Origin of the sequence: Lysobacter panacisoli (assembly GCF_009765165.1) — a bacterium.
GTDB lineage: Bacteria > Pseudomonadota > Gammaproteobacteria > Xanthomonadales > Xanthomonadaceae > Lysobacter_J > Lysobacter_J panacisoli.
The window spans coordinates 1,089,466-1,109,928 of sequence record NZ_VLNU01000001.1 but is presented as its reverse complement, the minus strand read 5'-3'; the positions used below and the strand labels follow the sequence as shown (position 1 = coordinate 1,109,928).

General features: G+C 64.2%; 20 protein-coding genes and 1 pseudogene. 8 read left to right on the top strand and 13 right to left on the bottom strand.

The window, feature by feature from the left end:
* Nucleotides 1-79: 79 nt before the first annotated feature.
* From FOF45_RS05415 to katG, 6 genes and pseudogenes are all read right to left on the bottom strand, one after another.
* A complete protein-coding gene (locus tag FOF45_RS05415) occupies nt 80-1,237 on the bottom strand; it encodes a sensor histidine kinase (RefSeq protein ID WP_199244438.1) in 1,158 nt (385 codons plus the stop codon).
* A gap of 713 nt (nt 1,238-1,950) precedes the next feature.
* Nucleotides 1,951-2,571, bottom strand: a complete 621-nt coding sequence (locus FOF45_RS05410; RefSeq protein ID WP_158982968.1) for a cysteine hydrolase family protein — start codon at nt 2,569-2,571, stop codon at nt 1,951-1,953.
* Between the two features lie 386 nt (nt 2,572-2,957).
* Nucleotides 2,958-3,203 (bottom strand): annotated as a pseudogene (locus tag FOF45_RS05405) (IS110 family transposase); the annotation flags it as partial.
* Between the two features lie 281 nt (nt 3,204-3,484).
* Nucleotides 3,485-3,955, bottom strand: a complete 471-nt coding sequence (locus FOF45_RS05400; RefSeq protein ID WP_158982967.1) for a fasciclin domain-containing protein — start codon at nt 3,953-3,955, stop codon at nt 3,485-3,487.
* Nucleotides 3,956-4,005: 50 nt separating this feature from the next.
* The gene (locus tag FOF45_RS05395) at nt 4,006-4,671 is read right to left on the bottom strand and encodes an SOUL family heme-binding protein (protein ID WP_158982966.1); all 666 of its coding nucleotides are present in this window, start codon (nt 4,669-4,671) and stop codon (nt 4,006-4,008) included.
* 830 nt (nt 4,672-5,501) lie between these two features.
* Complete coding sequence (katG, locus tag FOF45_RS05390; protein ID WP_158982965.1) at nt 5,502-7,691, bottom strand: catalase/peroxidase HPI; 2,190 nt, start codon at nt 7,689-7,691, stop codon at nt 5,502-5,504.
* A gap of 444 nt (nt 7,692-8,135) precedes the next feature.
* Between katG and FOF45_RS05385 the strand changes: the two genes are divergently transcribed.
* From FOF45_RS05385 to FOF45_RS05370, 4 genes are all read left to right on the top strand, one after another.
* Nucleotides 8,136-8,531 carry a GFA family protein gene (locus FOF45_RS05385; RefSeq protein WP_158982964.1) on the top strand — a complete coding sequence of 132 codons (396 nt, stop codon included), beginning with the start codon at nt 8,136-8,138 and terminating at the stop codon, nt 8,529-8,531.
* Nucleotides 8,532-8,603: 72 nt separating this feature from the next.
* Nucleotides 8,604-8,987 carry a DUF7674 family protein gene (locus tag FOF45_RS05380; protein ID WP_158982963.1) on the top strand — a complete coding sequence of 128 codons (384 nt, stop codon included), beginning with the start codon at nt 8,604-8,606 and terminating at the stop codon, nt 8,985-8,987.
* A 168-nt stretch (nt 8,988-9,155) separates the two neighbouring features.
* Nucleotides 9,156-9,923, top strand: a complete 768-nt coding sequence (locus FOF45_RS05375; protein ID WP_158982962.1) for a hypothetical protein — start codon at nt 9,156-9,158, stop codon at nt 9,921-9,923.
* Nucleotides 9,924-10,531: 608 nt separating this feature from the next.
* A complete protein-coding gene (locus FOF45_RS05370) occupies nt 10,532-10,864 on the top strand; it encodes a hypothetical protein (protein WP_158982961.1) in 333 nt (110 codons plus the stop codon).
* 593 nt (nt 10,865-11,457) lie between these two features.
* Here the strand turns inward: FOF45_RS05370 and FOF45_RS18245 are convergent.
* The 5 genes from FOF45_RS18245 to FOF45_RS05350 form a co-directional block, all read right to left on the bottom strand.
* Nucleotides 11,458-11,670, bottom strand: coding sequence for a phage terminase large subunit family protein (locus FOF45_RS18245; RefSeq protein ID WP_233264057.1), 213 nt, complete (start codon nt 11,668-11,670; stop codon nt 11,458-11,460).
* A gap of 45 nt (nt 11,671-11,715) precedes the next feature.
* Nucleotides 11,716-12,111 carry a hypothetical protein gene (locus FOF45_RS05365; RefSeq protein WP_158982960.1) on the bottom strand — a complete coding sequence of 132 codons (396 nt, stop codon included), beginning with the start codon at nt 12,109-12,111 and terminating at the stop codon, nt 11,716-11,718.
* Nucleotides 12,104-12,448 carry a heavy-metal-associated domain-containing protein gene (locus tag FOF45_RS05360; protein ID WP_158982959.1) on the bottom strand — a complete coding sequence of 115 codons (345 nt, stop codon included), beginning with the start codon at nt 12,446-12,448 and terminating at the stop codon, nt 12,104-12,106. Before FOF45_RS05360 ends, FOF45_RS05365 begins: the two co-directional genes overlap by 8 nt.
* 13 nt (nt 12,449-12,461) lie before the next feature.
* On the bottom strand, nt 12,462-13,115 hold the full coding sequence (locus FOF45_RS05355; protein WP_199244436.1) for a hypothetical protein: 654 nt from the start codon (nt 13,113-13,115) through the stop codon (nt 12,462-12,464).
* A 68-nt stretch (nt 13,116-13,183) separates the two neighbouring features.
* The gene (locus tag FOF45_RS05350; RefSeq protein ID WP_158982958.1) at nt 13,184-13,555 is read right to left on the bottom strand and encodes a hypothetical protein; all 372 of its coding nucleotides are present in this window, start codon (nt 13,553-13,555) and stop codon (nt 13,184-13,186) included.
* A 115-nt stretch (nt 13,556-13,670) separates the two neighbouring features.
* On the opposite strand from FOF45_RS05350, the gene FOF45_RS05345 reads away from it, so the two are divergent.
* Complete coding sequence (locus FOF45_RS05345; protein ID WP_158982957.1) at nt 13,671-14,288, top strand: cation efflux transmembrane domain-containing protein; 618 nt, start codon at nt 13,671-13,673, stop codon at nt 14,286-14,288.
* Nucleotides 14,289-14,309: 21 nt separating this feature from the next.
* Here the strand turns inward: FOF45_RS05345 and FOF45_RS18135 are convergent, their stop codons facing one another.
* Together FOF45_RS18135 and FOF45_RS05335 are read right to left on the bottom strand one after the other, a co-directional pair.
* Nucleotides 14,310-15,032, bottom strand: coding sequence for a hypothetical protein (locus FOF45_RS18135; RefSeq protein WP_199244435.1), 723 nt, complete (start codon nt 15,030-15,032; stop codon nt 14,310-14,312).
* Between the two features lie 73 nt (nt 15,033-15,105).
* Nucleotides 15,106-16,194 (bottom strand): SMP-30/gluconolactonase/LRE family protein, encoded by a 1,089-nt coding sequence (locus FOF45_RS05335; RefSeq protein WP_158982956.1) that lies wholly within the window; start codon nt 16,192-16,194, stop codon nt 15,106-15,108.
* Between the two features lie 528 nt (nt 16,195-16,722).
* Here FOF45_RS05335 and FOF45_RS05330 point away from each other — a divergent pair.
* From FOF45_RS05330 to FOF45_RS05320, 3 genes are all read left to right on the top strand, one after another.
* The gene (locus FOF45_RS05330; RefSeq protein ID WP_158982955.1) at nt 16,723-18,225 is read left to right on the top strand and encodes a hypothetical protein; all 1,503 of its coding nucleotides are present in this window, start codon (nt 16,723-16,725) and stop codon (nt 18,223-18,225) included.
* A gap of 232 nt (nt 18,226-18,457) precedes the next feature.
* Nucleotides 18,458-19,330 carry a helix-turn-helix domain-containing protein gene (locus FOF45_RS05325; protein WP_158982954.1) on the top strand — a complete coding sequence of 291 codons (873 nt, stop codon included), beginning with the start codon at nt 18,458-18,460 and terminating at the stop codon, nt 19,328-19,330.
* Between the two features lie 28 nt (nt 19,331-19,358).
* The gene (locus FOF45_RS05320; RefSeq protein ID WP_158982953.1) at nt 19,359-20,408 is read left to right on the top strand and encodes a serine hydrolase domain-containing protein; all 1,050 of its coding nucleotides are present in this window, start codon (nt 19,359-19,361) and stop codon (nt 20,406-20,408) included.
* The last annotated feature ends 55 nt before the right edge of the window (nt 20,409-20,463 follow it).

Sequence of the window (20,463 nt, the reverse complement as noted above, 5' to 3'; positions counted from 1 at the left end):
TAGGCAACTCGTCGCAGCAATTGCCGCTATCGGCGGGTCCGGAAGCCGTCTCGAACCGCACATTGCGATGCGATTCTGGTTACTGCTCCGCGTTCGCGGACTCATCGCCCAGCGCATGCCGGGGAAGGTCGATGGTGAACACGCATCCGGTGCCAGGCACGTTGCGTACGCTCAGCACACCCGAGTTGGCTTCGATGCTGCTGCGTGAGATGGACAGTCCCAGGCCCAATCCAGTTCTGTCCTGGCCTGCTTGGGTGAAGGGCAGGAACATCTTCTCCGCATCACCCGAAGGCAGGCCGCCACATTGGTCTTCAACATCGATGAGGATTCGATCGGCCACAGCATAGGCATTGACGCTGATCTCGCCGTGTGGGTGCGAGAATTTGAAGGCATTCTGGAGCAGGTTCCCGGCTGCCGAGAGCAGAAGATCGCGATCCACCTCAACGGCTAGCAAGGGATCCACGTCAGACACCTTCAGAGTGAACCCGCGCACATTGGCCTCCAGCGAGGCGGAAAGCTTGAGCTCCGCCAGGAAGTCGTGGACAGAGAACAGTCGGCTCTGAAGTGGCAGGCCAGCGGTCATCCTGACCTCGGCCAGGGAGCGATCGATCAGGTTACCCAGATTGACCAGGGATCGCTCAAGTACGCCACCGGTCGCACCGGAGATGCCCACGCTGCCATTCCTGATCACGGAAAGTGCCAGCGTCGCCGTCGACAGCTGGTTACGCAGTTCGTGGGCGAGAAAGCCAAGCCGCGCATTCAGATCATGAGCGTGCTGGTCCGCGACCACGATATCGCGTTGATACCCGAACTCGGTGACTGCATTGGCGATCGCATTGTCCAGGCAGCGATTAAGAATCCGGAACTCGTCCACTTCGATCTGCACATCCAGCTCGAAGGCCAGATCGGTGATGGCTTGGCACAGGTCGCCGTAGTCGTGGACCACCTCCTCGACAGTGAAGCCGTGCTGCATCAATTCCTTGCCATGCTGGGCCGCGGTGTCGCCAATCTCTGACAGGGCCGGCTTGCCGCCGCCGGCGCGGCCCGAAATGCGTCGGCTTTGCAGCGGAGCTGCGGTCCGCTCAAGTTCCAGCGTCCGGATCACCTGATCGAGAAATACGGAGATGCCGTGTTCCAGCTCCGCGCCGGACAGGCCACGTACTGATCTCGCCTCCACCTTCACCCTGCATCGAGCTGCCAGTTCATCCCGATTAGCGATTAGGAAGCGATGCATCATCATTGCACCGTACGCTGTAACGGGTAGACAAAGTGTCGTACCCGCTACCGTCCGTCGGCGCCGGATGGTGGAGGTGTAGGGCCGCTTCCGTATGGTCCAGCACGATCCAAGGTAAGCGGGATTGCAACTGCGGCGGCTATCGATGGTTTAAAGAGCGACTATCTCCGCGTCCTGGGACGCCTCTCGGATAACCGATTCAGCGACTTCAGCGCATACGTTGCGGCCGTCGTAGTTGGCCGAGCTGTGGCGGCGCGATGGTTGGCTGCATGGCGAGAGTTGAACGCTCTCGACGTACTCCATCCATCTCCCTATCAGCCGGATGTCCGCTTCGGAACGGAAGCGCACATTAGCACCGCCGGCTCGCTTCGATCGGCCGAATGTCCGCTATCGGCCAGAAGCGGTCGTGCGTGATCTGACTGCGAGCGCCGCCGTCGCGCCACCGACAAGGAGCGCGCAAAGCGGCACCAGAATGACCGATATCAGGAGACCTGATGTAACCGCCCGCCTCGGTCGCGGAGAGTAGTCCCCCAAGGCGCATTGCGAGCCAAAGACCTGCAGCGCCGCCAAGGATCAGTCCAGACAGAACCGCCGCGAACCACCTCATAAGCACCTCCACGACGCAATGGCCAATGTCCGCTTTGGGTCGGAAGCGGACATTAGCACCAGCCGACGCGATCCTGATGCCCCCTTTCGCCTCATTGCGGCCGGCCTTCTCAACCCCTCGGCAGGGCTTCTAGCAGCTGATCAGTGGTGACGATGGCATGGGCGTATGTCGGAGCGTTCACCGTGTGGGCAGCGTCCATGCCGGCAGCACTGAATGCCGCGGTCGCGTCCTTCACCAGGGTCACGTGATAGCCCAGCTCCATCCCGAACCTGGCCGTGGATTCGACGCACGTATTGGCGACCATGCCGACCAGGATGATCTTGCGTATCCCGTGCAGCTTGAGCTGGGCGTCGAGATCGGTGTTGGCGAAGCCGCTCTGGCCCCAATGTTGGTGGACGACGACGTCGCCAGATTTTGGGCCGAACACCGGATGAAATTCACCTCCCCAGCTGCCTTCGGCGAACAGCTGCGTCTTCCTGACGCCTTCCTGGGAATGGTTGATCTGCAGCCAGCCGTCATAGTCACCCGGGCGCCAGCGTCGGTGAGGGACGATGAAGACCCGGATCGACGCTGAGCGAATGGCCGCGAGGACGCGCGGCAGATTGTCATAGAAGCCCGACGCCATCGCAGTTTCCTTCGTCGCCTCATAGAGCTTGCCGCCTTCGCTCATGAAGTCGTTGTAAGGGTCGATGACAAGCAGGCCGGTCTCACTGGCAGGGTAGGCAGTCATTGCAGACTCCTCAGGGAGAGTTCGTTCATCAAGATGGACGGTCGCCGCGTCGTGTCGGCCGTTAGCACTCTCAAGTTGCGCTTGGCGTCCCGACGGAGGCTATTTTGGCGCTGTGGATCTAACGCCTACTTCCGACCCGGAGCGTAGCGCACCCGGGAGCTTGATTTGGCGGCGAGGTATCCCGGAGGCAGCCTGTGGCCTCAGCCGGGCTACGGCACTGGTCGAGAATCGCCTGGTATGGCGGTTCTGCCCGAGCGCGGGGGCGCGGAAGAAGGGCCGGCCACGGGTGATAATGTCCGCTTTCGACCCGAAGCGGGCATTCGTCCGGCGCACCAATCGGATACGCGACACCTGTAACTGTTTGAAGCGACATGGAAAGTGGGTTACACGAACTGTGGCGCGATCAGCTTCACGCGAAACCCCCGGGCCTGCAGTTGTCGCGCCCAATGGTGCGCACTGCCGCACGCCTCCATGCCGATTTCACACCCCGGCGGCGCGGCCTCCGCGACGGCCCTGAGCCACCGATCTCGCGGCAAACGGCGAGGCCACACCGGTTGCTCGTGCCGATCGACTCCGTGGACCTGGAACACCTGCTTGGCCACGTCGACTCCAATGCGCGTAAGCTCGTTCATGGTGGACTCCTCCTCGTCGCGACTGGTTCTTTCGCTTCCAGTCTGGCACTCGATGCCGAAGACGGAGAGGAGTCCATCCCATTGCTTCTGGCCGTCAGCGGACATTGGGCCGGCGGAGGGCTGGGCTGGTGCCAATGGCCGCTTTAGACCCGAAACGGGCGCCAAGGCCGCTATAGCGAGGGCCTTCCGCAGTCCCTCAAAGGGGGCCATCCCGCGCCCCGGGACAAGCCTTGTCCGTAAGTCCGAGCTACTCCAGCATACGGACAGAGCAGGTTCGTCGTTCAAGCTTCTCTCAGAATGTTGACGCGATCGATGCCATGAATCAGGCCGTTGCTTGTAACGATATCGGGGAGAACAACCTTTCCGATCCCGAACGAGACCTGCGTGTTCACGGACTGAATGGCGACAATCCGTCCGCTTAAAGTAGTTAATGAGTCCCACCGCGAGAACTCCGCGACCAACCTGTGAACAGGCGCGATGTGTGAACTTAAAATGTGCGCGAGCTGCTCCCGATGCTCAGGAAGAAGCAGGTTCGCCAGCATGCCGTAGGGCAACTTTCCGAACGCTGCATCGGTGGGCATAAATGCTGTGTATGTTCCCTTCGCATCGAGGAGATCGGACAAGCCCGCGCGTTCAGCAGCACTGCAGAAGATGCCGAAGCATCCTTTGGTAAGCGCCACCTCTAGTAGCGCACCGCCTGCGTCGAAGAGGGGTGCGTCGTGTGAACGGCTAGATCGAGATGAAATAGTCATCGTCCGCTCAAGGATTACAGGCAACGGATGATCGCCGCTGTCCTCCTTCCTTAGGGTCCAGTACTCCGTGACCTGGAAGAGCCCACTACGCGCACATGAACCTCGTTGCGTGTGAGATAAGGGATTGCGAATGCCCGGTCGTAGCTCGCCCAATACACGTGATCGTCGGCCGTCCACTTTGATCCCGACAGAGCCTGGAGCAGCTCTCGCTTTGCAAGAGCGCGGCGCTCTTCCGTGTTGCTCCCCCGATACCGGAGCGTCGCAACAAGGTTTTCTGGAGTCCGGCGAATCCGGATCGCTGGATCATCGGGAAGCGGTGCCTCGGCAGCAACCAGACTGTTCGAGAGGAAGAATGCGACCCTCCAGCTGTCCGACTCCTTACGCCTGCTCGATTCCTTATGCCTGCTCAGTAAGACTGGGAACATCTTTGAGTCGCCCTCTACCTGAAAGTTCGGCGATGTCATCTCCATCTTCTCGCGGCTCTCGTTGTCGCCATAGACGTAATCAGTCAGCTTCTCACGCGCTAAAGCAACTGCAGCATCGTGGCTCCCGTCGGCGGAGACCTGGGCAAGTAACGACGGCGCGTATCGTCTGATCTCAACCTTACCAATGAGACCCTCCATGTGGTACGCAGGCTGGGTATCGAGTCGGATACCAAAGAATCCAGGGATCGATTTGAGAGTGTCCGTGAGTAGGGGGCTGCTGGAGGCGTTCATGGTGTTCTCGGTTGAGCTGCTGCTCTGCTTGAGGCTGGGGGCGCTGTCGTGGCGAACCTTCCAATGGATCCCGGACGCTGTTGAGAGCGACGGAGGCAAGCACCGGCCGCGCTGCTTTGCGGGGTTGCCTCCGTGCGACAGGGGCATCAGGCTCTGTGCGAGAGGCAGGTGGTACGGCGCGGCTGTGCGGCTGTTACGACATTGCGTCGTAGTGCCAGTCCAAGCTGCGCTAATCCGGGTGATCCAAGCGTGAGCTTGTTATGCCATGGCGTTCGCAGCGCGCTGGCCGTGTTCAGCTCAGCACGGCCGGTTGTCCACCGGACGGTCAGCGAGACATGAGCTTCTCGATAAGAAGCCGGAGGCCAAATTCGGTGCTGTCGCCGCTCTAGCGCTCGGAGCACCCGGAGTTGTGTGAAGGATGAAGCGGCCTTTGCCCCGGCCGTGCGGGAAGCGACGCCAGCAACCGTGAACGTTGTCAGGCGGTACAGCGCGATACATTGACTTCGCTCGTGCGTATTGCTGCTGCGCTTGGCTGCGAGGCAGAGGTGAAGTTGCGACTGCCTTACGCGCGAGTCATCGAATAGGGAACTGTCCGCAGCGACGGAGCCTCTACTCATCGCCACGAAGCCACGCGCGGCACCACGGCTTCATACATCTGGTCGATGGGCGTCGAGTCGCGCGCCCTCGCAGAGCTACAAATGCGTCTGCACTCGATCAACGTCAATGTTTGGTAGGCAGCGGCGACAAACTTTCGCGGATCCCGCAAGAAGTGCTCTGAAACCATAAGTTGACCGTTATGGCCAACTTATGTTGTCCGCTCCTGGCGGTTGTCAGATCGCCTGCTGCCTGTACCGCAGGTCGAAGCGGTCCAGCTCCATCACCTTGGTCCACGCGTTGATGAAGTCCTGCACGAAGTTGGCCTCGCCATCGTTGGCGGCGTGCACTTCGGCCAGCGCACGCAGCTGGGAGTTTGAGCCGAAGATGAGATCGGCCATCGTCGCGGTCCAGCGCACCTGGTCGGTCTTGCGGTCGCGGCCTTCGAACACGCCCGCTTCGCTTTCCGACGGCTTCCACGCGATGCGCATGTCGAGCAGGTTGCGGAAGAAGTCCGTCGACAGGGTGCCCGGGCGATCGGTGAAGACGCCGTGCTTCGTGTTGCCGGTGTTGGCGCCAAGCGAACGCAGGCCGCCGACGAGCACGGTCATTTCCGGCGCCGTCAGCGTCAGCAGGCTTGCACGGTCGATCAACGCCACCGCCGCGAGCTTCTCCGCGCCCTCGCGCACGTAGTTGCGGAAGCCGTCCAGCGCCGGTTCCAGCACCAGGAACGAATCGGTGTCGGTCTGCTCCGGCGTGGCATCGGTGCGACCCGGTGTGAATGGCACGGTGACCTTGTGCCCGCCCTTCTGCGCAGCCGCTTCCACGGCCGCGCTGCCGGCCAGCACGACCAGGTCGGCGAGCGAGATCTGTTTGCCACCGTTCTGCTTGCCATTGAAGTCGCCGCGGATTGCCTCGAGCTTGGCCAGCACCTTGTCGAGTTCGGCAGGTTCGTTGGCTTCGAAGTTCTTCTGCGGTTCCAGGCGGATGCGGCCGCCGTTCGCACCGCCGCGCAGGTCGCTGCCACGGAACGTCGAGGCCGAGGCCCAGGCGGCCTTCACCAGTTGCGGGATCGACAGGCCCGAATCGAGCACCTGCTTCTTCAGCGCCGCGATGTCGTCCTTGTCCACCAGCCCGTGTTCGGCCGCAGGCACCGGGTCCTGCCAGATCAGGTCTTCCTTCGGCACGAGCTTGCCGAGGTAACGCACCTTCGGGCCCATGTCGCGGTGGGTGAGCTTGAACCACGCGCGCGCGAACGCGTCGGCGAATTCCTCCGGGTTGGCCAGGAAGTGGCGCGAGATCTTCTCGTACACCGGATCCATGCGCATCGCCATGTCGGCGGTCGTCATCATCGGCTGGTTCAACTTGCCGGGGATATGCGCGTCGGGGACGTTCTTGCCGGCGTCGCCCTTTGGCTTCCACTGGTTCGCGCCGGCCGGACTCTTGGTCAGTTCCCACTCGAAACCGAAGAGGGTTTCGAAGTAACTCATGTCCCACTTCGTTGGCGTGGGCGTCCACGCGCCTTCCAGGCCGCTGGTGATCGCGTGCGAGCCCATGCCGCTTTCGAACGCATTCTTCCAGCCCAGTCCGAGCTCCTCGATGTTCGCGCCCTCCGGCTCGACGCCGACATGCGACGCCGGCCCCGCGCCGTGGCATTTGCCGAACGTATGCCCGCCCGCGGTCAGCGCGACGGTCTCGTAGTCGTTCATGGCCATGCGCGCGAAGGTTTCGCGGATGTCGCGGCCGGACGCCAGCGGATCTGGATTGCCGTTCGGGCCTTCGGGATTCACGTAGATCAGGCCCATCTGCACCGCGCCGAACGGATTGGCCAGCTCGCGCTCGCCGCTGTAGCGCTCGTCGCCCAGCCACGTCGATTCCGGGCCCCAGTCGATCGGTTGCGGCTCCCACACGTCCTCGCGGCCGCCGCCGAAGCCGAAGGTCTTGAATCCCATCGATTCCAGGGCGACGTTGCCGGCCAGGATCATGAGATCGGCCCACGACAACTTGCGTCCGTACTTCTGTTTCACCGGCCACAGCAGGCGGCGTGCCTTGTCGAGATTGCCGTTGTCCGGCCAGCTGTTGAGCGGTGCGAAGCGCTGTTCGCCCGAACGCGCGCCGCCGCGTCCGTCGAAGATGCGGTAGGTGCCCGCCGCGTGCCACGCCATGCGGATGAAGAACGGGCCGTAATGGCCGAAGTCGGCGGGCCACCAGTCCTGCGAATCGGTCATCACGCCGTGCAGATCCTTGATGACGGCGTCGAGGTCGAGCGTCTTGAACTCGCTCTTGTAGTCGTAGTCCTCGACCATCGGGTCGGACAGCGACGAATGCTGGTGCAGGACGTCCAGGTTCAGTTGATCAGGCCACCAGTGCGAGTTGTTGCGCGTCTTGCGGTGGCTCATGACAGGGCACTTCGCTTCGTCGCTCATCGGTATCGCTCCATGGCTAGGCCAGTGGAACGTTATGCCCTCTTACCGAGTAGATACAGTCAATCGTTTCAATCGGTTCCATAGTCCTGATTGAACGACAGGCGAGCGGCAAGGCCCTTCCGGTACGGTCGGCGGTTCGGGCGGAAACAGTGAGCACGTCAGCCATGTGAGCGTCCGCTCCTGGCCGATAGGGTGATTCGTGCCAGCCGTTCTCACGCCGAAGAATGCAAGCCCTGAAGGACGAGTCGACGATGTGAGGCTTTTCGCCAAGGGGTTACGCGACAGCGGGCTGGCTGGCGCGATATCCATTACGGCTGTCATAGCGCGCTATCTTTCGGAAGGTGGGGCGCCTGCAGGGGTCTATTTGGATCGTGCCCTGATAGCTGCGCTAACTGATATTGACGCTGACTTGGATATCGATCTGGTGCCGACGGGTGGCACGTCATGACCCAACGTAGAGCCTCATGCAGCTGCGGAAAGCTCACCGCCACCACGCGCGGCGAGCCGACGCGCGTTTCGATCTGTCATTGCCTGGCGTGCCAGAGACGTACCGGCAGTGTGTTCGCCGCGCAGGCCAGATTCCCGGCCGATGCCGTCGTCGTGGAGGGCGAAAGCAAGGAATACGTGCGCGTCGGTGACGAGGGCACGTCGGCCCGGTTCCACTTCTGTCCGGAATGCGGCTGCACCGTCTTCTATGTGCCGGAGGCCATTCCCGATGTCGTGGTCATTCCCGTAGGTGCGTTTGCGGATCCGGATTTCCCGCCGCCACGCGTGTCGGTTTACGGCATCCGAAAGCACCCGTGGGTAACCCTGCCGACGGGCATCGAGGACCTTGACTAGGCTTCCAGCCGTACCGAGCTGCGTCGAATGCTCGATCCTTGCAGCAGGTCCATCCCGGATATTCTCCATCCGATGAACTACGACCAGGCAGCAATGGAACTGGCAAGCCGAGTCCGTCGTCGCTTTCCGGAAGAAGCGTCGCGAACGGACCTGTGGTTGGAGGAGCGAGGATCGGCCGACCTCCCCCAGTCGGGCTACCTCTGGATTGAAGCATTTGCAGGCCGTGTCACCGACGCTGTGCGGGATCGCCGCAGCGCGAACGTGATCGAGTTGACCGGGTTCTTCGCGGTGGAGTATCGCGAAGGTTCCGCCGCAGTCCAACACATCATCGATGTTGCGTTCGCCGAGAACATCCTCTTCGGCATCGATGCTGACGCCAGACGTTGGGCATGGCCCCATATCGCGACTGCGATTCGCCAGCTGTATGCCGGGATCTGGGGTGTGCCTCGTCCGTAACGCTGAGGCTGCCGCAAGCGTAGCCCGGGTAAGCTAAGCGCACCCGGGGTCTCAGGTGTCGCGAGCGATCCACCCGGGTGCGGCCAGTGGCCTTATCCGGCTACGCTTGCTGTCGGGTTCGTCAGCAATGGATGAGCGCGGCGCTTGAGGCGAGCGACGAATCAGGGGATGCACATGCTTATCAGACGTGTGGCGCGAGCCATTGCATGGACGTTGGCGGCGGTCGTGCTGTTGGCGGTGGTCCTATACGTCGTGCTGGTCGCCATCAACTGGCGCGACGAGGCGCCATCGGCTCAGGCGCTACAGATGCAACGCATCATCGATGATCGCCCGGTCGTGGGCGACGCCGATAACGCCTATGTCTTCCTGCTGGGTCTGGCCGTTCCCGAGGACCAGGATCCGCTCGCATGGGGACGCAAGCGGATGGCGTTCCTCGACGCCTTCCCGGGCCCTGCAGCGGATGACGCCGATTTCCCCGGACAGGACCACGATTTCGCGGCACATCGAGCGCCGTCGACGAGCACGCTGATCGAAGCATGTCGCGAGCCGGATCAGGCCTGCTTGGATGAACTGGAACACCATCCCGAATCGGTCGACCAATGGCTCGCTTCGGAAGGCTGGTTGCTGGGTCGCTACCTCGACCTGATCCGCCTGACGCAGTGGCGCGAATCGATTCCTGCAGACGCGCGTGTCTCATTTCCGTCGTACGCGCCAGCGCTGGACGGACAACGGTTGCTGTTGATGACATCCTCCGGTCAGATACATGTCCCGAGGGGAGGAAGCTCATCGGCGCAACGATCGGCAAGATCTGCGAGAGCTTCGGTCACGATGCCGCAGCATCTGTCCCCTTTCTCCTTGGGCTGCTCTTACTCTTCTTCGCTGCATGGCCGCCCAATCGGCCGGAAGGGTAGCGGACGGCCAGCGCAGCCACGGTAAGCGAAGTGCACGCGGGATTTAGCTGCGCCGCCGCTCTCCCCAACTGCATCCCGTGGCCCTATCCGCTCAACACAGGAAGGAAATCCGAGTGTCGTTCCAACAGGTCCAGCGAGTGAATTCATGGAAGCAGTCTGGCCGAATCTCCTTGTGGCGGTACACCGAAAATGAGTGCAACTACCCAGGCTGGCACCTCAACGCGGACGAGGCTGGTTGTCGATCGCTGCTGGAGCTGCTCGATGCCTTGTCCTTCGAAGGATCGGGCACGCGAGCGATCGCATTGACACCGCCGACGTCAGGGCAACTGCAAGTCCCCAACAACATGCGGGGCTTGGCTGCCTGGGTGGCTCCTGAAAAGTGGCGCATCACACTCTCGCCGGAACCCGACGGTTGGGTCTTTCCCTCGGATCTACATCCAGGGGCATTGACCGTCGACTCGACTTGGCTCGGTCCGCTCCGGACAGGTATCACTGGAATTCAAGCCGGCCGCGGAGATTATTCGATCGGTGATCGCAAGGGTGGGCTCGCCCTCTGGTTCTGGTGGGGCCTGCGATCCCCAACCTCCACTTCTGGCCGATAGTGGACATGCGGGTGGACCAACGGGGGTGTAGATGAAACGTGTTGCAGTCGTTGTTCGCTATCTGGCCGTTGCCAACTTCTTCGCGCTTATCCTTGGCATGATCTTCCTGGGCGGCGATGCATTGAATGGACACATTGCTGACGGACAGCACTACCTTTCGTGGCACGGCAAGTTGACGAAGGTCAGTCCAGCCACGTTCCAGTACAGCCGCATTCACACCATTGTGTCGTTAGTACTCCTTGCTGCCGGCATGCTTTCAGCTTTGATGTCAAAGCCTGGCCCCATCGAGATCAAGTGGATGAATCGGCTTGTCCTGGGTTACTTCGTAGTGGTGGTCTTGTCCTTGCTCAAGTACGGGGCCTGACAGGTCACTCCCGCCAAAGCCGCTTCGCCGCCGTAACCCGTCGCAGCGCAAGCGGCCTGTCTCGCCGGATACCACAGGGCCCGGCACGGCGTTCCGGGCTCGTTGTCCGGAGCGCCAGCGTTTGAACCCCGCGCGCCGAGCTCCGAGCCCCGATGGCCGAGCGCTGAGCCCCGCTCTCCGATATCAGGGCTCGAAACGCCGGGCAGGGGAACTCCGAACGCCGAGCCCGCAGCTCGGATCGCCGGGCAAAATGCCCCGTGCGCCGGGTTCGTCAGCCCGGATCGCCGAGCACGAAGCACCACGCGCCGGGCTCGGAGCCCGGATGTCCGGGCAATGGAGCCACGCGCGCCGAGCTCGGAGCTCGGTTCACCGGGCAGCGTGCCACGCGTTCCGAGCGCCAGCACTCGATCACCGAGCACCCACACATCGCGTGTCGAGCTTGGTGCGACGACCGCCGTGCTCCATGCACCGCAAGCCGGCCAGAAAGAATGGCGCGCCAGGCTCGAAGCCCGGCGCGCCATGTGATTCGACGCATGCGTGAAGCGGGTCGGCGACGCATCAGCTCGCCGGCGTTCCCCGGCAGCCATCCGCCGCTAGCCGCAACACCCTTTCTGCTGCTGGACCGGTGGGCACGGCACGGTGCCGTAGGAGCAGAAGACGCAGCAATCGCCTTCCTTCGGGCTCAGTACGACGTCGCAAACGGTGCACTGATAGAAGAACTGGCACGCCGACGTGGGCATGGTCTCGACTTGCTCGTGCCCGCAGTGCGGGCACGTCAGTCTGCTTTCCAGTTGAAGCACGTCCATGACAACTCCGTGAGCGGAGGGGCGACGCCGTCCCTCCGCGATGCGCTACACCAGTGCCGGCAGGACGAACGCGAACGTCGCGCCCACCAGCATGCAGACCGCTGCCGCCCACCACAACACGACGCTGGCCGTACGCAGGCGCGTGCAGGCGCGGGCCAACGACGGATCGGAAGGGCAGGGAAGGCGCCTCGCTCGCCACAGCAGCACGCCGGATATCGCGAGCATCGCCGACGCGATGCCGAACACGCCCGCCTTGTGCTCGGACAGCCAGACCAGCTGCGGCACGGCGGTCACCAGTCCTGCCAGTGCCGCACCCGCGCCCAGCGCGACCATCACCGCCGGCAGGACGCAGCACACCAGCGTGCCGCTGCTCGCAAGCAGGGTCAGGAACGCGACGCCGAGATTGCGTCTGAGCGGGGCCTGCGCAGGGATGTCAGTCATGGGCCTTGACCCGCTGGCGAATGGCATCGAGGGACTCGTCGGTGCGGCGTATCGCGACGACCGTGTAGCCGGCGTCCGTGATCGCCTTGCGCAAGGCGTCGTCGTCGATATCGCTGCCGTCCTTCAGGTGCACGGCGACGATGCGGTGCTCGAGGCTGACGAACACGGCCTCCGTCGCCGGGAACGCCTTGAGCGACTTCTCGATGCCCTGCGCGCAGAACGCACACACCAGTCCGTTTACATCCATCTCGATGGTGCGAGCGGACGCCAGTGAGGAGACGGCGAGCAGGGCTGCCGCGACCAGAAGTTTGAAGCGCTTGGATTTGAAGAGGTTCATGGAGTGTGATCCGTCAGAAGTTGAACATGGCCATCGCCTGCACCTTGCCGTCGGTCGTGGCGCCGATCTCGACCCAGGTGCCGCCCTTGAAGAACCGGACGAGCAAGGCGGTCTCGGTGCCATCGAAGAGGTCGCCGGTATAGCGTCGGCCCTGCACGACGAACCAGGTCGCCAGCGTGTCGTAGTCGTGCTTGTACGGCGCCCAGCCGAGCTGGAGCGTGTCGATGCGATGCGAGAAGTGGTCGCTTTCCTGCAGGTCGGAGCGAAACGCGCCGTACACGCGCCGGGTTTCGTAATCGGCCTGGAAGCCGACGTTGCGGGCCAGGTCGCTGCCATCGAAATCGTTGCCCGTTGCTCGCCCCAGGCCGCCCCAGACGAACACGTTCGCCTGGGCTGCCGGCATGTTCCAGCGTTTGGCGAGCAGGTTCCCGCGCAGGTAAGCGATGTGCCGCTGCTTGAGGCCGTCCTCGCTGTCGAGTTCCAGCCAGCCGCCGCCTACCGAGTACCAGTAGCGCGGCGCATGGAACACCTGCGCCTCGTTCATGGTGCCGGCGCCGTGCTCGACCATCACGGTCGTGCCCTTGGCGAAAGCGATGGGTTTGGCCGCCGCCACGACAGGCAGCAGCCCGAGCAGCACGAATGCTGCCCACTGTTTGTGAGTGTTCACTGCAAATCTCCGTGATCGCCGCACAGGGCGGCGCGAGGCGCGATGCGCCCGGTCTTGCTACGGAGGGGTCAGACGATGGGCGGCCGGAACGGCGTTTCGATCGTGCCCGTCGGAACAGACGGCTGTTGCCACGGCGCCGCTGCAGCGACCGGAGGAATGCTGGCGATCACGCGGGGCAACTCAGGCAGGCAGCCCGTTCCCAGGCACGCCGAAATGTCGCAGGTGTGGGGGACGCAGCAATCGCAGGGCTGCTGGTCATCGGACGATGCAGGCATCGCGTCGCACGGGCCATCAGTCTGCACCCCAGCATCTGACGCGGCAGTCGCGACCACCTGCAGTGCTTCCGCGACTGCCTGCGCAGGCGCTGCGACTGCGGGAATGGCAAGGAATGCCACCAGCAGCAGATGCATTGCCACGCGTTGGATGCGGCGCCAGGTCATGGACGGAAGTGTATGCCGATTCTCGCGGGTCGAGCGGAGCCCCGCAGCCTGTTCAGCTGAGTGCTTTGCCGCGCCACGCTATGCTTTGCGCTGACGATACGAACAAGGGTCCGGGATGAGCGAGTGTTGCGGATGCGGTAGCACGATCGACGTGGCGGCGATGCAGGCCAGGCAACGTCGCGTGCTGACGACCGTGCTCGTCATCAACCTGGCCACCTTCGTGATGATGGTCGGCGCGGCGTGGTACAGCCACTCGTCCTCACTGCTGTCGGGTGGCCTGGACAACATTGGCGACGCACTCACCTATGCGTTGAGTCTGGCGGTCGTCGGTGCGAGCGCGCGCGCCAAGGCACAGGTGTCGCTGCTCAAGGGTGCGCTGATCCTGGCGGCGGCCTGCGCGGTCGGCGTGCAGATCGTGTGGCGCATCGGAAACCCCACGCTTCCGCTGTTCGAGGGCATGGGCATCGCGGCACTGTTGAACCTTGGCGCGAACCTGGTGTGCCTCAGGCTGCTGACGCCTTACCGCAGCGGCGACGTAAATCTCGCGTCGGCATGGGAGTGCGCGCGCAACGACATCTTCGAGGGCTTCGCGGTGCTGGCAGCCGCCGTTCTGGTGGGACTGTTCGGCGCGGGCTGGCCGGATCTCCTGATCGCCATCGCGCTGTTGATCCTGTTCCTGCGTTCGGCCATCCGCGTGTTCGGCGCTTCGTTCCGGTCGTTGCGCGCGGCCTGAGGGAGCGTCCGCGCATCGTGGCTACTTGGCCCGCTCCGACACGTTGATCGAGTTCCACTCCCAGCTCTTCCCCTCGTCGGTGGAAAACGCCTGGCTCCAGATCGGGAGCTGCGGATTCCGGACGTCCCAGCGGAACACCACGATGATGGGCTTGCCCTTGTAGGTGTCCCGCGCGAAGAAGTGGCCGATCTTGTTCTCGAACGATCCGACGACCGGCGGGTCGAGCTTGCCGGAGTTGCCATCGGCCCAGTAGATGCTCCACAGCCGCGTCGCGGGATCGAACAGCCGCAGCGCCACGCCTTCGTACGGCTTCCCCGTCGACTGTTCGGTGTACTTGTCGATGTTGCCCAGGCCGTCGAGGATCTGGTGCATCTCCACCCGCGATTCGAAGGCGATCCATTCCGTCGAACCCGTGAGGCGCGATTTCAACTTGCGGTTCCTGAGGTTCCAGTTGCCGACGAGGTAATCGAAGTCGTGTCGCGAGGACGTCGCAGACGGCGAAATCGCGAGCGTCCCGTTGCCGTCGAAATGCAGCGGCGGGATCGCCAGCGTCGTGTCGGGAACCAGCGGGTCGCGCGGCGGTGGCGGCGCGGCTGCGCAGAGGACGGGCAGTGCGGCCAGCACGAGTGCGAGCCAGATGCGGGAAAGCCCGAAGTGGCGCACGTTCGTGCAGGGCAAGGGAGGGGCGGGATTCGCGCCGCGCTCATTCGCGGACTTAGTCGCCTGCAGGGTGCGTGCCGTCATGTTCCGTCCTCCGATGACGTGGTGGCCTTGGCCGGCCGGCCAAGGGCCCGACTGTACGCCTTCGTCCCATCGCCTACTTCATGTCCGGAATGCGGAAGCGCGAGATCGTCCAGCGCGTGACGTCCTCCTCCCACTCGTCGCCTTCGGCCGCGGTGAGGGGGAGCGCGAGGTTGATGACGAGCATCCAGTCTCCCTGCACGGCGCTGGCGGCGGGAAACAGCAGGCCACGCGGTGCGCCGTCGGCATCGATGCCCTGGAACCCGCCGGCACGCGCGCGCACGCGGCCCTTCTCGTCCAGCGCCACGATGCTGTCGATCTGGTTGGCCGCGACCCACAACAGCCCACGGTCGAACAGCAGTCCATCGGCGCCATACACGCCTTCGGCCAGCACCGTGACCGGCCCTGTCGGCATCGTCATCCGCAACACGCGGCCATCGCCGGCATTGTTGATGTAGAGGACGCGTTCGTCGGCACTGAACGCCAGGCCGTTCGCGCCGAACGGCAGCGCACCGGTAGTGCCCAGCAGCGCATCGCGCGAGATCACCTCGACCTCGCACGGCGCGCACTGCGTGGCCCGGGCGATGCGGTAGATGGCACCCTGGAACGAATCGGACACGTATAGATCGCCGGCGCGATCGAACACCATGCCGTTGATTGCGGGCAGGCCCGACGCGCCGTAGACGATGCGATCCTGGCTGCCATCGGGATTGTCGATGCGACGCTCGGTCGGCGCGGCGGGTGTGAGTGCGGCGAAGGTGGCGACGTCCTCGACCGGTGTCTTCGCGTCGAACCGGGCCGCAATGCGCTGCAGCTTCGAAGCGCCGAAGTTGAGCACGTAGACCCGGCCGTCGCGGAACGCCACGCCGGTCAGCGGCGTCGCGCCGAAACTGCGCTGCGCCAGCAACTTGCCCTGCGCGGAGTAACGCAGGAGCTGGTTGTTGCGCGCGGACTCCGGCGCGCGCGCATCGAAGGTGCCGACGAAGAACTCGCCGCTGTCCGGATCGACCGCGAGTCCCTCCGGATGACGCACGTTCGGTGGAAGCTCGGCGAACCGTTCGACCTCGATCAGCACGGGACCGCGGGTGGTTGCCGGTGCGGCCACGATCTGCAGCGGCCACATCATCAGCACGATGGCGACCCGCCACCACGACGAACGCTTCATCTGTGCCTCCCTAGATGGCCGTGCCAGCGGTGCATGCCGTTGGCGGGTGCAAGGTCGAGGCGAGATGGTCGGCCGGCCGGGCAGGGCCGTCTTGTATGCAAGTGCGCCGTAGCGGAGAAGCTGCCGATCGATCTCACGGGATGCGCTCTTGGCCGGTGGCGGCCTGAAGCCGTCGGTGCGGTGCAGTAGCGCGTCCGGCAGCCCCGCGCCGAGTCCGGGTCCTGGCGCCCGGGGACGGACATCCGCCCAGCCGCGCTCAGCGAACTGCGACATCCATCTCAATTCATCGCCACGGACGAAGGCACTGTGGCCGCGGGGATTACTCGGGATACCTGCCCACACCGTCGGAGCGCTTCATGACGCCGCCTGACGCTGTCGCCGCGCGCGCGTGATGCGTTTCGCCGGGCCGCACGATCAATCGACCACATCTTCAAGGAGGAAGAAACCGGAACAGTCACGAAGATTCGTGCCCAAGGACGCTCACATTCCGACGATCCAATAAGGACATTTATGCACTACAGGATATGGGTGCTACTGATCGCAATGCTCTGCTGCGGGCCCGCGCTCGCACTCCCGAAGTACTTCGGATACTTCGCCAACAACACCTACCAGCCTGAAACCCAGGCGCACACCAACATCACGCTGATCTGGACGGGTGGGGACGACCATCCCCTCTCGACGTGGGACAACCTGATCCTGTCCGAACTCGCGCAGGCGAAGGGATACGGCACCAAAGCCGTGGTGATCGTGACGTCGCATCTGCTCGACACCCGCCTCGACGCCCAGTACAAGACCGACCCGTTCGCGACAGCGCAGTTCGCCGCGCTGGTCGACAAGCTGGTCGCGGGCGGCTATCTGGTACCGGGCAACCCGGAGGCGAGCACGGTCGCCTCGTTCTACGTCATCGACGAGCCCGAGATGCATGGGCTGTCCGACGTCGCCGGCGGGCCGCATCCGGCGCTGGTGTATGCGGTGAACGTGATCCGGAACAACCCGGCGACCGCGAACTTCCCGACCTCCGCGATCGAGAGCCAGGACTACGAAGTGTCGATGCAGGGCATGCGCCTGTTCGACTGGGCGGGCCTGGATCACTATCCCGGCAACGACGGCGACTACCGCAATGCGCTGACGGATTTCACCAACCGGATGCGTCCGGAGCAGAAGCTCATCATCGTGCCGCAGGCGGGCCGGGGTGGCGATCTGGACGACACCTGGCACAACCCGGAATACATGCACTTCCTGTCGCAGGCCTACGGCCAGACCATCATGCTCATGCCGTTCCTGTGGGGGCATTCGGCCATGACGGGCACGCGGGCGATTCCGTCGTTGCGCAACTCGTACACGGCGATCGGCTACCAGGTGAAGTACGGCCTCTACGGCGGCCCGGTGGGCATCAGCGTGCCGGGTACGATGTACACGGGCCACTACTACAACGTCAGTGCGACCTTCAACAACAACAGTGACAAGACCTGGCCCGCCGGCAGCAACATCAGCCTGGGTTCGTTCGGTCCGAACGACAACACGACCTGGGGCCTCGGCCGCGTCGCACTTCCGCACAACGTCGGTCCCTACCAGAACGTCACGTTCAACTTCACCGTTCGTGCGCCTTCCGCCCCGGGCTACTACAACTTCCAGTGGAAGATGGTGGCCGACGGCATGGCTTGGTTCGGTACGGAATCCCAGCCGCTCACCATCAACGTGGTGTCGCCGCCTTCCGGTTCCATCAGCGCCAGCCCGAACCCGTGTTCGATCCCTTACGGCGGCAGTACCTGCATATCGCGGCTGAGCTGGAACTCGAACCGGGGCGACGCGGAAGTGTGGGTGTCGGCGACCGATGGAAGCGGTGCGCAACTGTTCGCGCGTGCGCAGAACGGCGCTCAGAACGCCCCGTGGATCAGCACCGGCACGCTCCGTTTCACGCTGAAATCCGGCGGCGCGCCGATCACCTACGTGGATGTCTTTGGCGTGCCGTCCGCGGAACCGCCGTACGAGCCGCCGCCGTGTCCGACGCCGCATTGTGTGGAACCCTAGACGCGGCACAATCAGCTCCATGCTTTGAACCGGGCGCCCCTGGGCGCCCGGTTTCCTTTCTGGCCTTGTCCGGCGAGCAGGAGGCGAGTGGGTGTGGTCCGGCGCCCATCCCCCTCCATTCGCGCCGCCCGGGCAGCGGTTCGTCGCCGATGCCGGGCGTTCGTCGCAGGACCGGACTTGCCCTGATCTTCACCGGCTACGCTGCGGCGCATGGTTCAGGGAGGAAGGGACGATGGCGCGCGATGACGAACGGACGCCTGGATCGACCGGCGTCGGGGTCAAAGGGCACGTACTTTGCCAGCGGACGAGCGGCGACCTGGCGATCGCGCAGCTGCGGCCGTCGATCCCGGAGCACGAGATCCGACACCATCAGCACGACGACATGCATCTGGTCGTGCTGCTGGCCGGGCACTACGTGAGCGATGCGGTCGGCATGCCGCGGATATGCGCCGAGCCGGCGCTTGTCTTCAATCCGCCGGGAACGGAACATCGCGACCGCTTCCGCTCGCGCGACGGTCTGTTCCTGACGCTGGCGATGCCCGAGGCGCGGTATGCCCGGCTCTGCGATGGCGTGCGGCCGAGCGAGCACGCCACGCGCATGCCGCGTCCCTCGCTCGCGACCGCGCTGGGCCTGCTGCGCGAGCTGCGGAGTTGGGAAGACAGCGCCTCGCCGCTGGCCATCGAGGCCATCTTCAGTGAGCTGGTGGCCGACACCGTGGCGCGTGCGCCGGACGCGGGCGGGTCCGATTCGCTTCAGCGCGCCGTGGAACGGATCGAGGACGACACCCGCGCGCCGCCGTCGATCCGCGAGCTTGCCAATATCGTCGGACACCATCCGGTCTACCTTGCGCGAGTCTTCCGCAAGCGCTTTGGCGTCGCGCCGAGCGACTACCTCCGCAAGCGTCGGCTGCACAAAGCCGTGTCGCTGATCGCGCAGCGGCGCAGCCTCGCGAGAGCCGCCGCCGAACTCGGCTTCGTCGACGAATGCCACCTGCATCGCAGCTTCGTCGCCGAATTCGGGATGACGCCGGGCGCGTTCCGTCGCCTGGCGCTGGGTCGCGCCGAGGTTTCGCGGATACAAGATGCGCGGCTGCGTCGGCGCTAGCGTTGCCACCATGACAAAGGGAGAGACGATGAAACGCGCACTTCTTGCGATCAGTATGGCCATCGCGCCGCTCACCGCCGCGGCAGCGGACGCCGGCCGGTTCGCACAGGCCCAAAAGGCCGTCGAACAGGGCGAGTTCAAGGCCATCACCAGCATCCTGGTCGCCCGGGACGGGAAGGTGATCTACGAGCACTACTTCGACGCCGGAGGCGCGGAAGCGCGTCGCAACACGCGCTCGGCCACCAAGACCGTGGCCGGCATGCTGGCTGGTCTGGCGATCGCGGACGGACATTTGCCGAGCGCGTCCGCCCGCATCTTCGACGTGCTCCCGCCGACGCGCCGGCAGGCGATGCAGAACCCCGACCCGCGCAAGGGCGCGATCCGCGTGGAGGACCTGCTGACGATGTCCTCGCTCGTGGAATGCGACGACGGAAACCAGTACTCGCGCGGCAACGAAGAGCGCATGTACCTGGTCGAGGACTGGGTGCAGTTCTACGCGGACCTTCCGGTGCAGGGATTTCCGGGGTGGATGCCGAAGCCGGCGGATTCGCCGCACGGCCGCAGCTTCCGCTACTGCACCGCGGGCGTGACCACGCTGGGCGAGGTCATCCAGACCGCTGTGCACGAGCCGCTGCAGACATACGCGCAACGGCGCCTATTCGATCCGCTGGGCATCGCCGCACCGGAGTGGCAGTTCTCGCCGCTCGGTTTGGCGCAGGCCGGTGGCGGCCTGGGCCTGCGCACGCGCGATCTGTGGAAGCTCGGCCAGCTGTATCTGGACGATGGCCGCGCGGGCGGCCGCCAGATCGTGCCGAAGGACTGGGTGCGCCAGTCGCTGTCGCCGCAGGCGATGGCACGCGACGACGCCGACTACGGCTACCTGTGGTGGCTGATGAAGGTGCCGGTCGACGCTTCGACGATCACCGTGCCGGCGATGGCGGGAATGGGCGGCAATGCGGTGTTCCTGGTGCCTGAGAAACACGCGGTCGTGGTGATCACCACGACCAACTACAACGAACGCCAGCCGCACGCACTGACCTTCAAGCTGCTGACGCGCGACCTGTTGCCGGCGCTGTGATGCCCAACCCTGACCATCGGCACTGACCCGCGCGCGTGCATTCGCTATCGTCGTC

Bases quoted from the DNA above. Each gene is read 5' to 3' on its own strand.
- FOF45_RS05335 (WP_158982956.1), bottom strand. From the start codon at position 16,194: ATGAAGCGTTCGTCGTGGTGGCGGGTCGCCATCGTGCTGATGATGTGG.
- FOF45_RS05360 (WP_158982959.1), bottom strand. From the start codon at position 12,448: ATGAACCTCTTCAAATCCAAGCGCTTCAAACTTCTGGTCGCGGCAGCC.
- FOF45_RS05375 (WP_158982962.1), top strand. From the start codon at position 9,156: ATGCACATGCTTATCAGACGTGTGGCGCGAGCCATTGCATGGACGTTG.
- katG (WP_158982965.1), bottom strand. From the start codon at position 7,691: ATGAGCGACGAAGCGAAGTGCCCTGTCATGAGCCACCGCAAGACGCGC.
- FOF45_RS18245 (WP_233264057.1), bottom strand. From the start codon at position 11,670: ATGGACGTGCTTCAACTGGAAAGCAGACTGACGTGCCCGCACTGCGGG.
- FOF45_RS05400 (WP_158982967.1), bottom strand. From the start codon at position 3,955: ATGACTATTTCATCTCGATCTAGCCGTTCACACGACGCACCCCTCTTC.
- FOF45_RS05350 (WP_158982958.1), bottom strand. From the start codon at position 13,555: ATGACCTGGCGCCGCATCCAACGCGTGGCAATGCATCTGCTGCTGGTG.
- FOF45_RS05415 (WP_199244438.1), bottom strand. From the start codon at position 1,237: ATGATGCATCGCTTCCTAATCGCTAATCGGGATGAACTGGCAGCTCGA.
- FOF45_RS05395 (WP_158982966.1), bottom strand. From the start codon at position 4,671: ATGAACGCCTCCAGCAGCCCCCTACTCACGGACACTCTCAAATCGATC.
- FOF45_RS05370 (WP_158982961.1), top strand. From the start codon at position 10,532: ATGAAACGTGTTGCAGTCGTTGTTCGCTATCTGGCCGTTGCCAACTTC.
- FOF45_RS05345 (WP_158982957.1), top strand. From the start codon at position 13,671: ATGAGCGAGTGTTGCGGATGCGGTAGCACGATCGACGTGGCGGCGATG.
- FOF45_RS05365 (WP_158982960.1), bottom strand. From the start codon at position 12,111: ATGACTGACATCCCTGCGCAGGCCCCGCTCAGACGCAATCTCGGCGTC.
- FOF45_RS05380 (WP_158982963.1), top strand. From the start codon at position 8,604: ATGAACTACGACCAGGCAGCAATGGAACTGGCAAGCCGAGTCCGTCGT.
- FOF45_RS18135 (WP_199244435.1), bottom strand. From the start codon at position 15,032: ATGACGGCACGCACCCTGCAGGCGACTAAGTCCGCGAATGAGCGCGGC.
- FOF45_RS05320 (WP_158982953.1), top strand. From the start codon at position 19,359: ATGAAACGCGCACTTCTTGCGATCAGTATGGCCATCGCGCCGCTCACC.
- FOF45_RS05410 (WP_158982968.1), bottom strand. From the start codon at position 2,571: ATGACTGCCTACCCTGCCAGTGAGACCGGCCTGCTTGTCATCGACCCT.
- FOF45_RS05325 (WP_158982954.1), top strand. From the start codon at position 18,458: ATGGCGCGCGATGACGAACGGACGCCTGGATCGACCGGCGTCGGGGTC.
- FOF45_RS05385 (WP_158982964.1), top strand. From the start codon at position 8,136: ATGACCCAACGTAGAGCCTCATGCAGCTGCGGAAAGCTCACCGCCACC.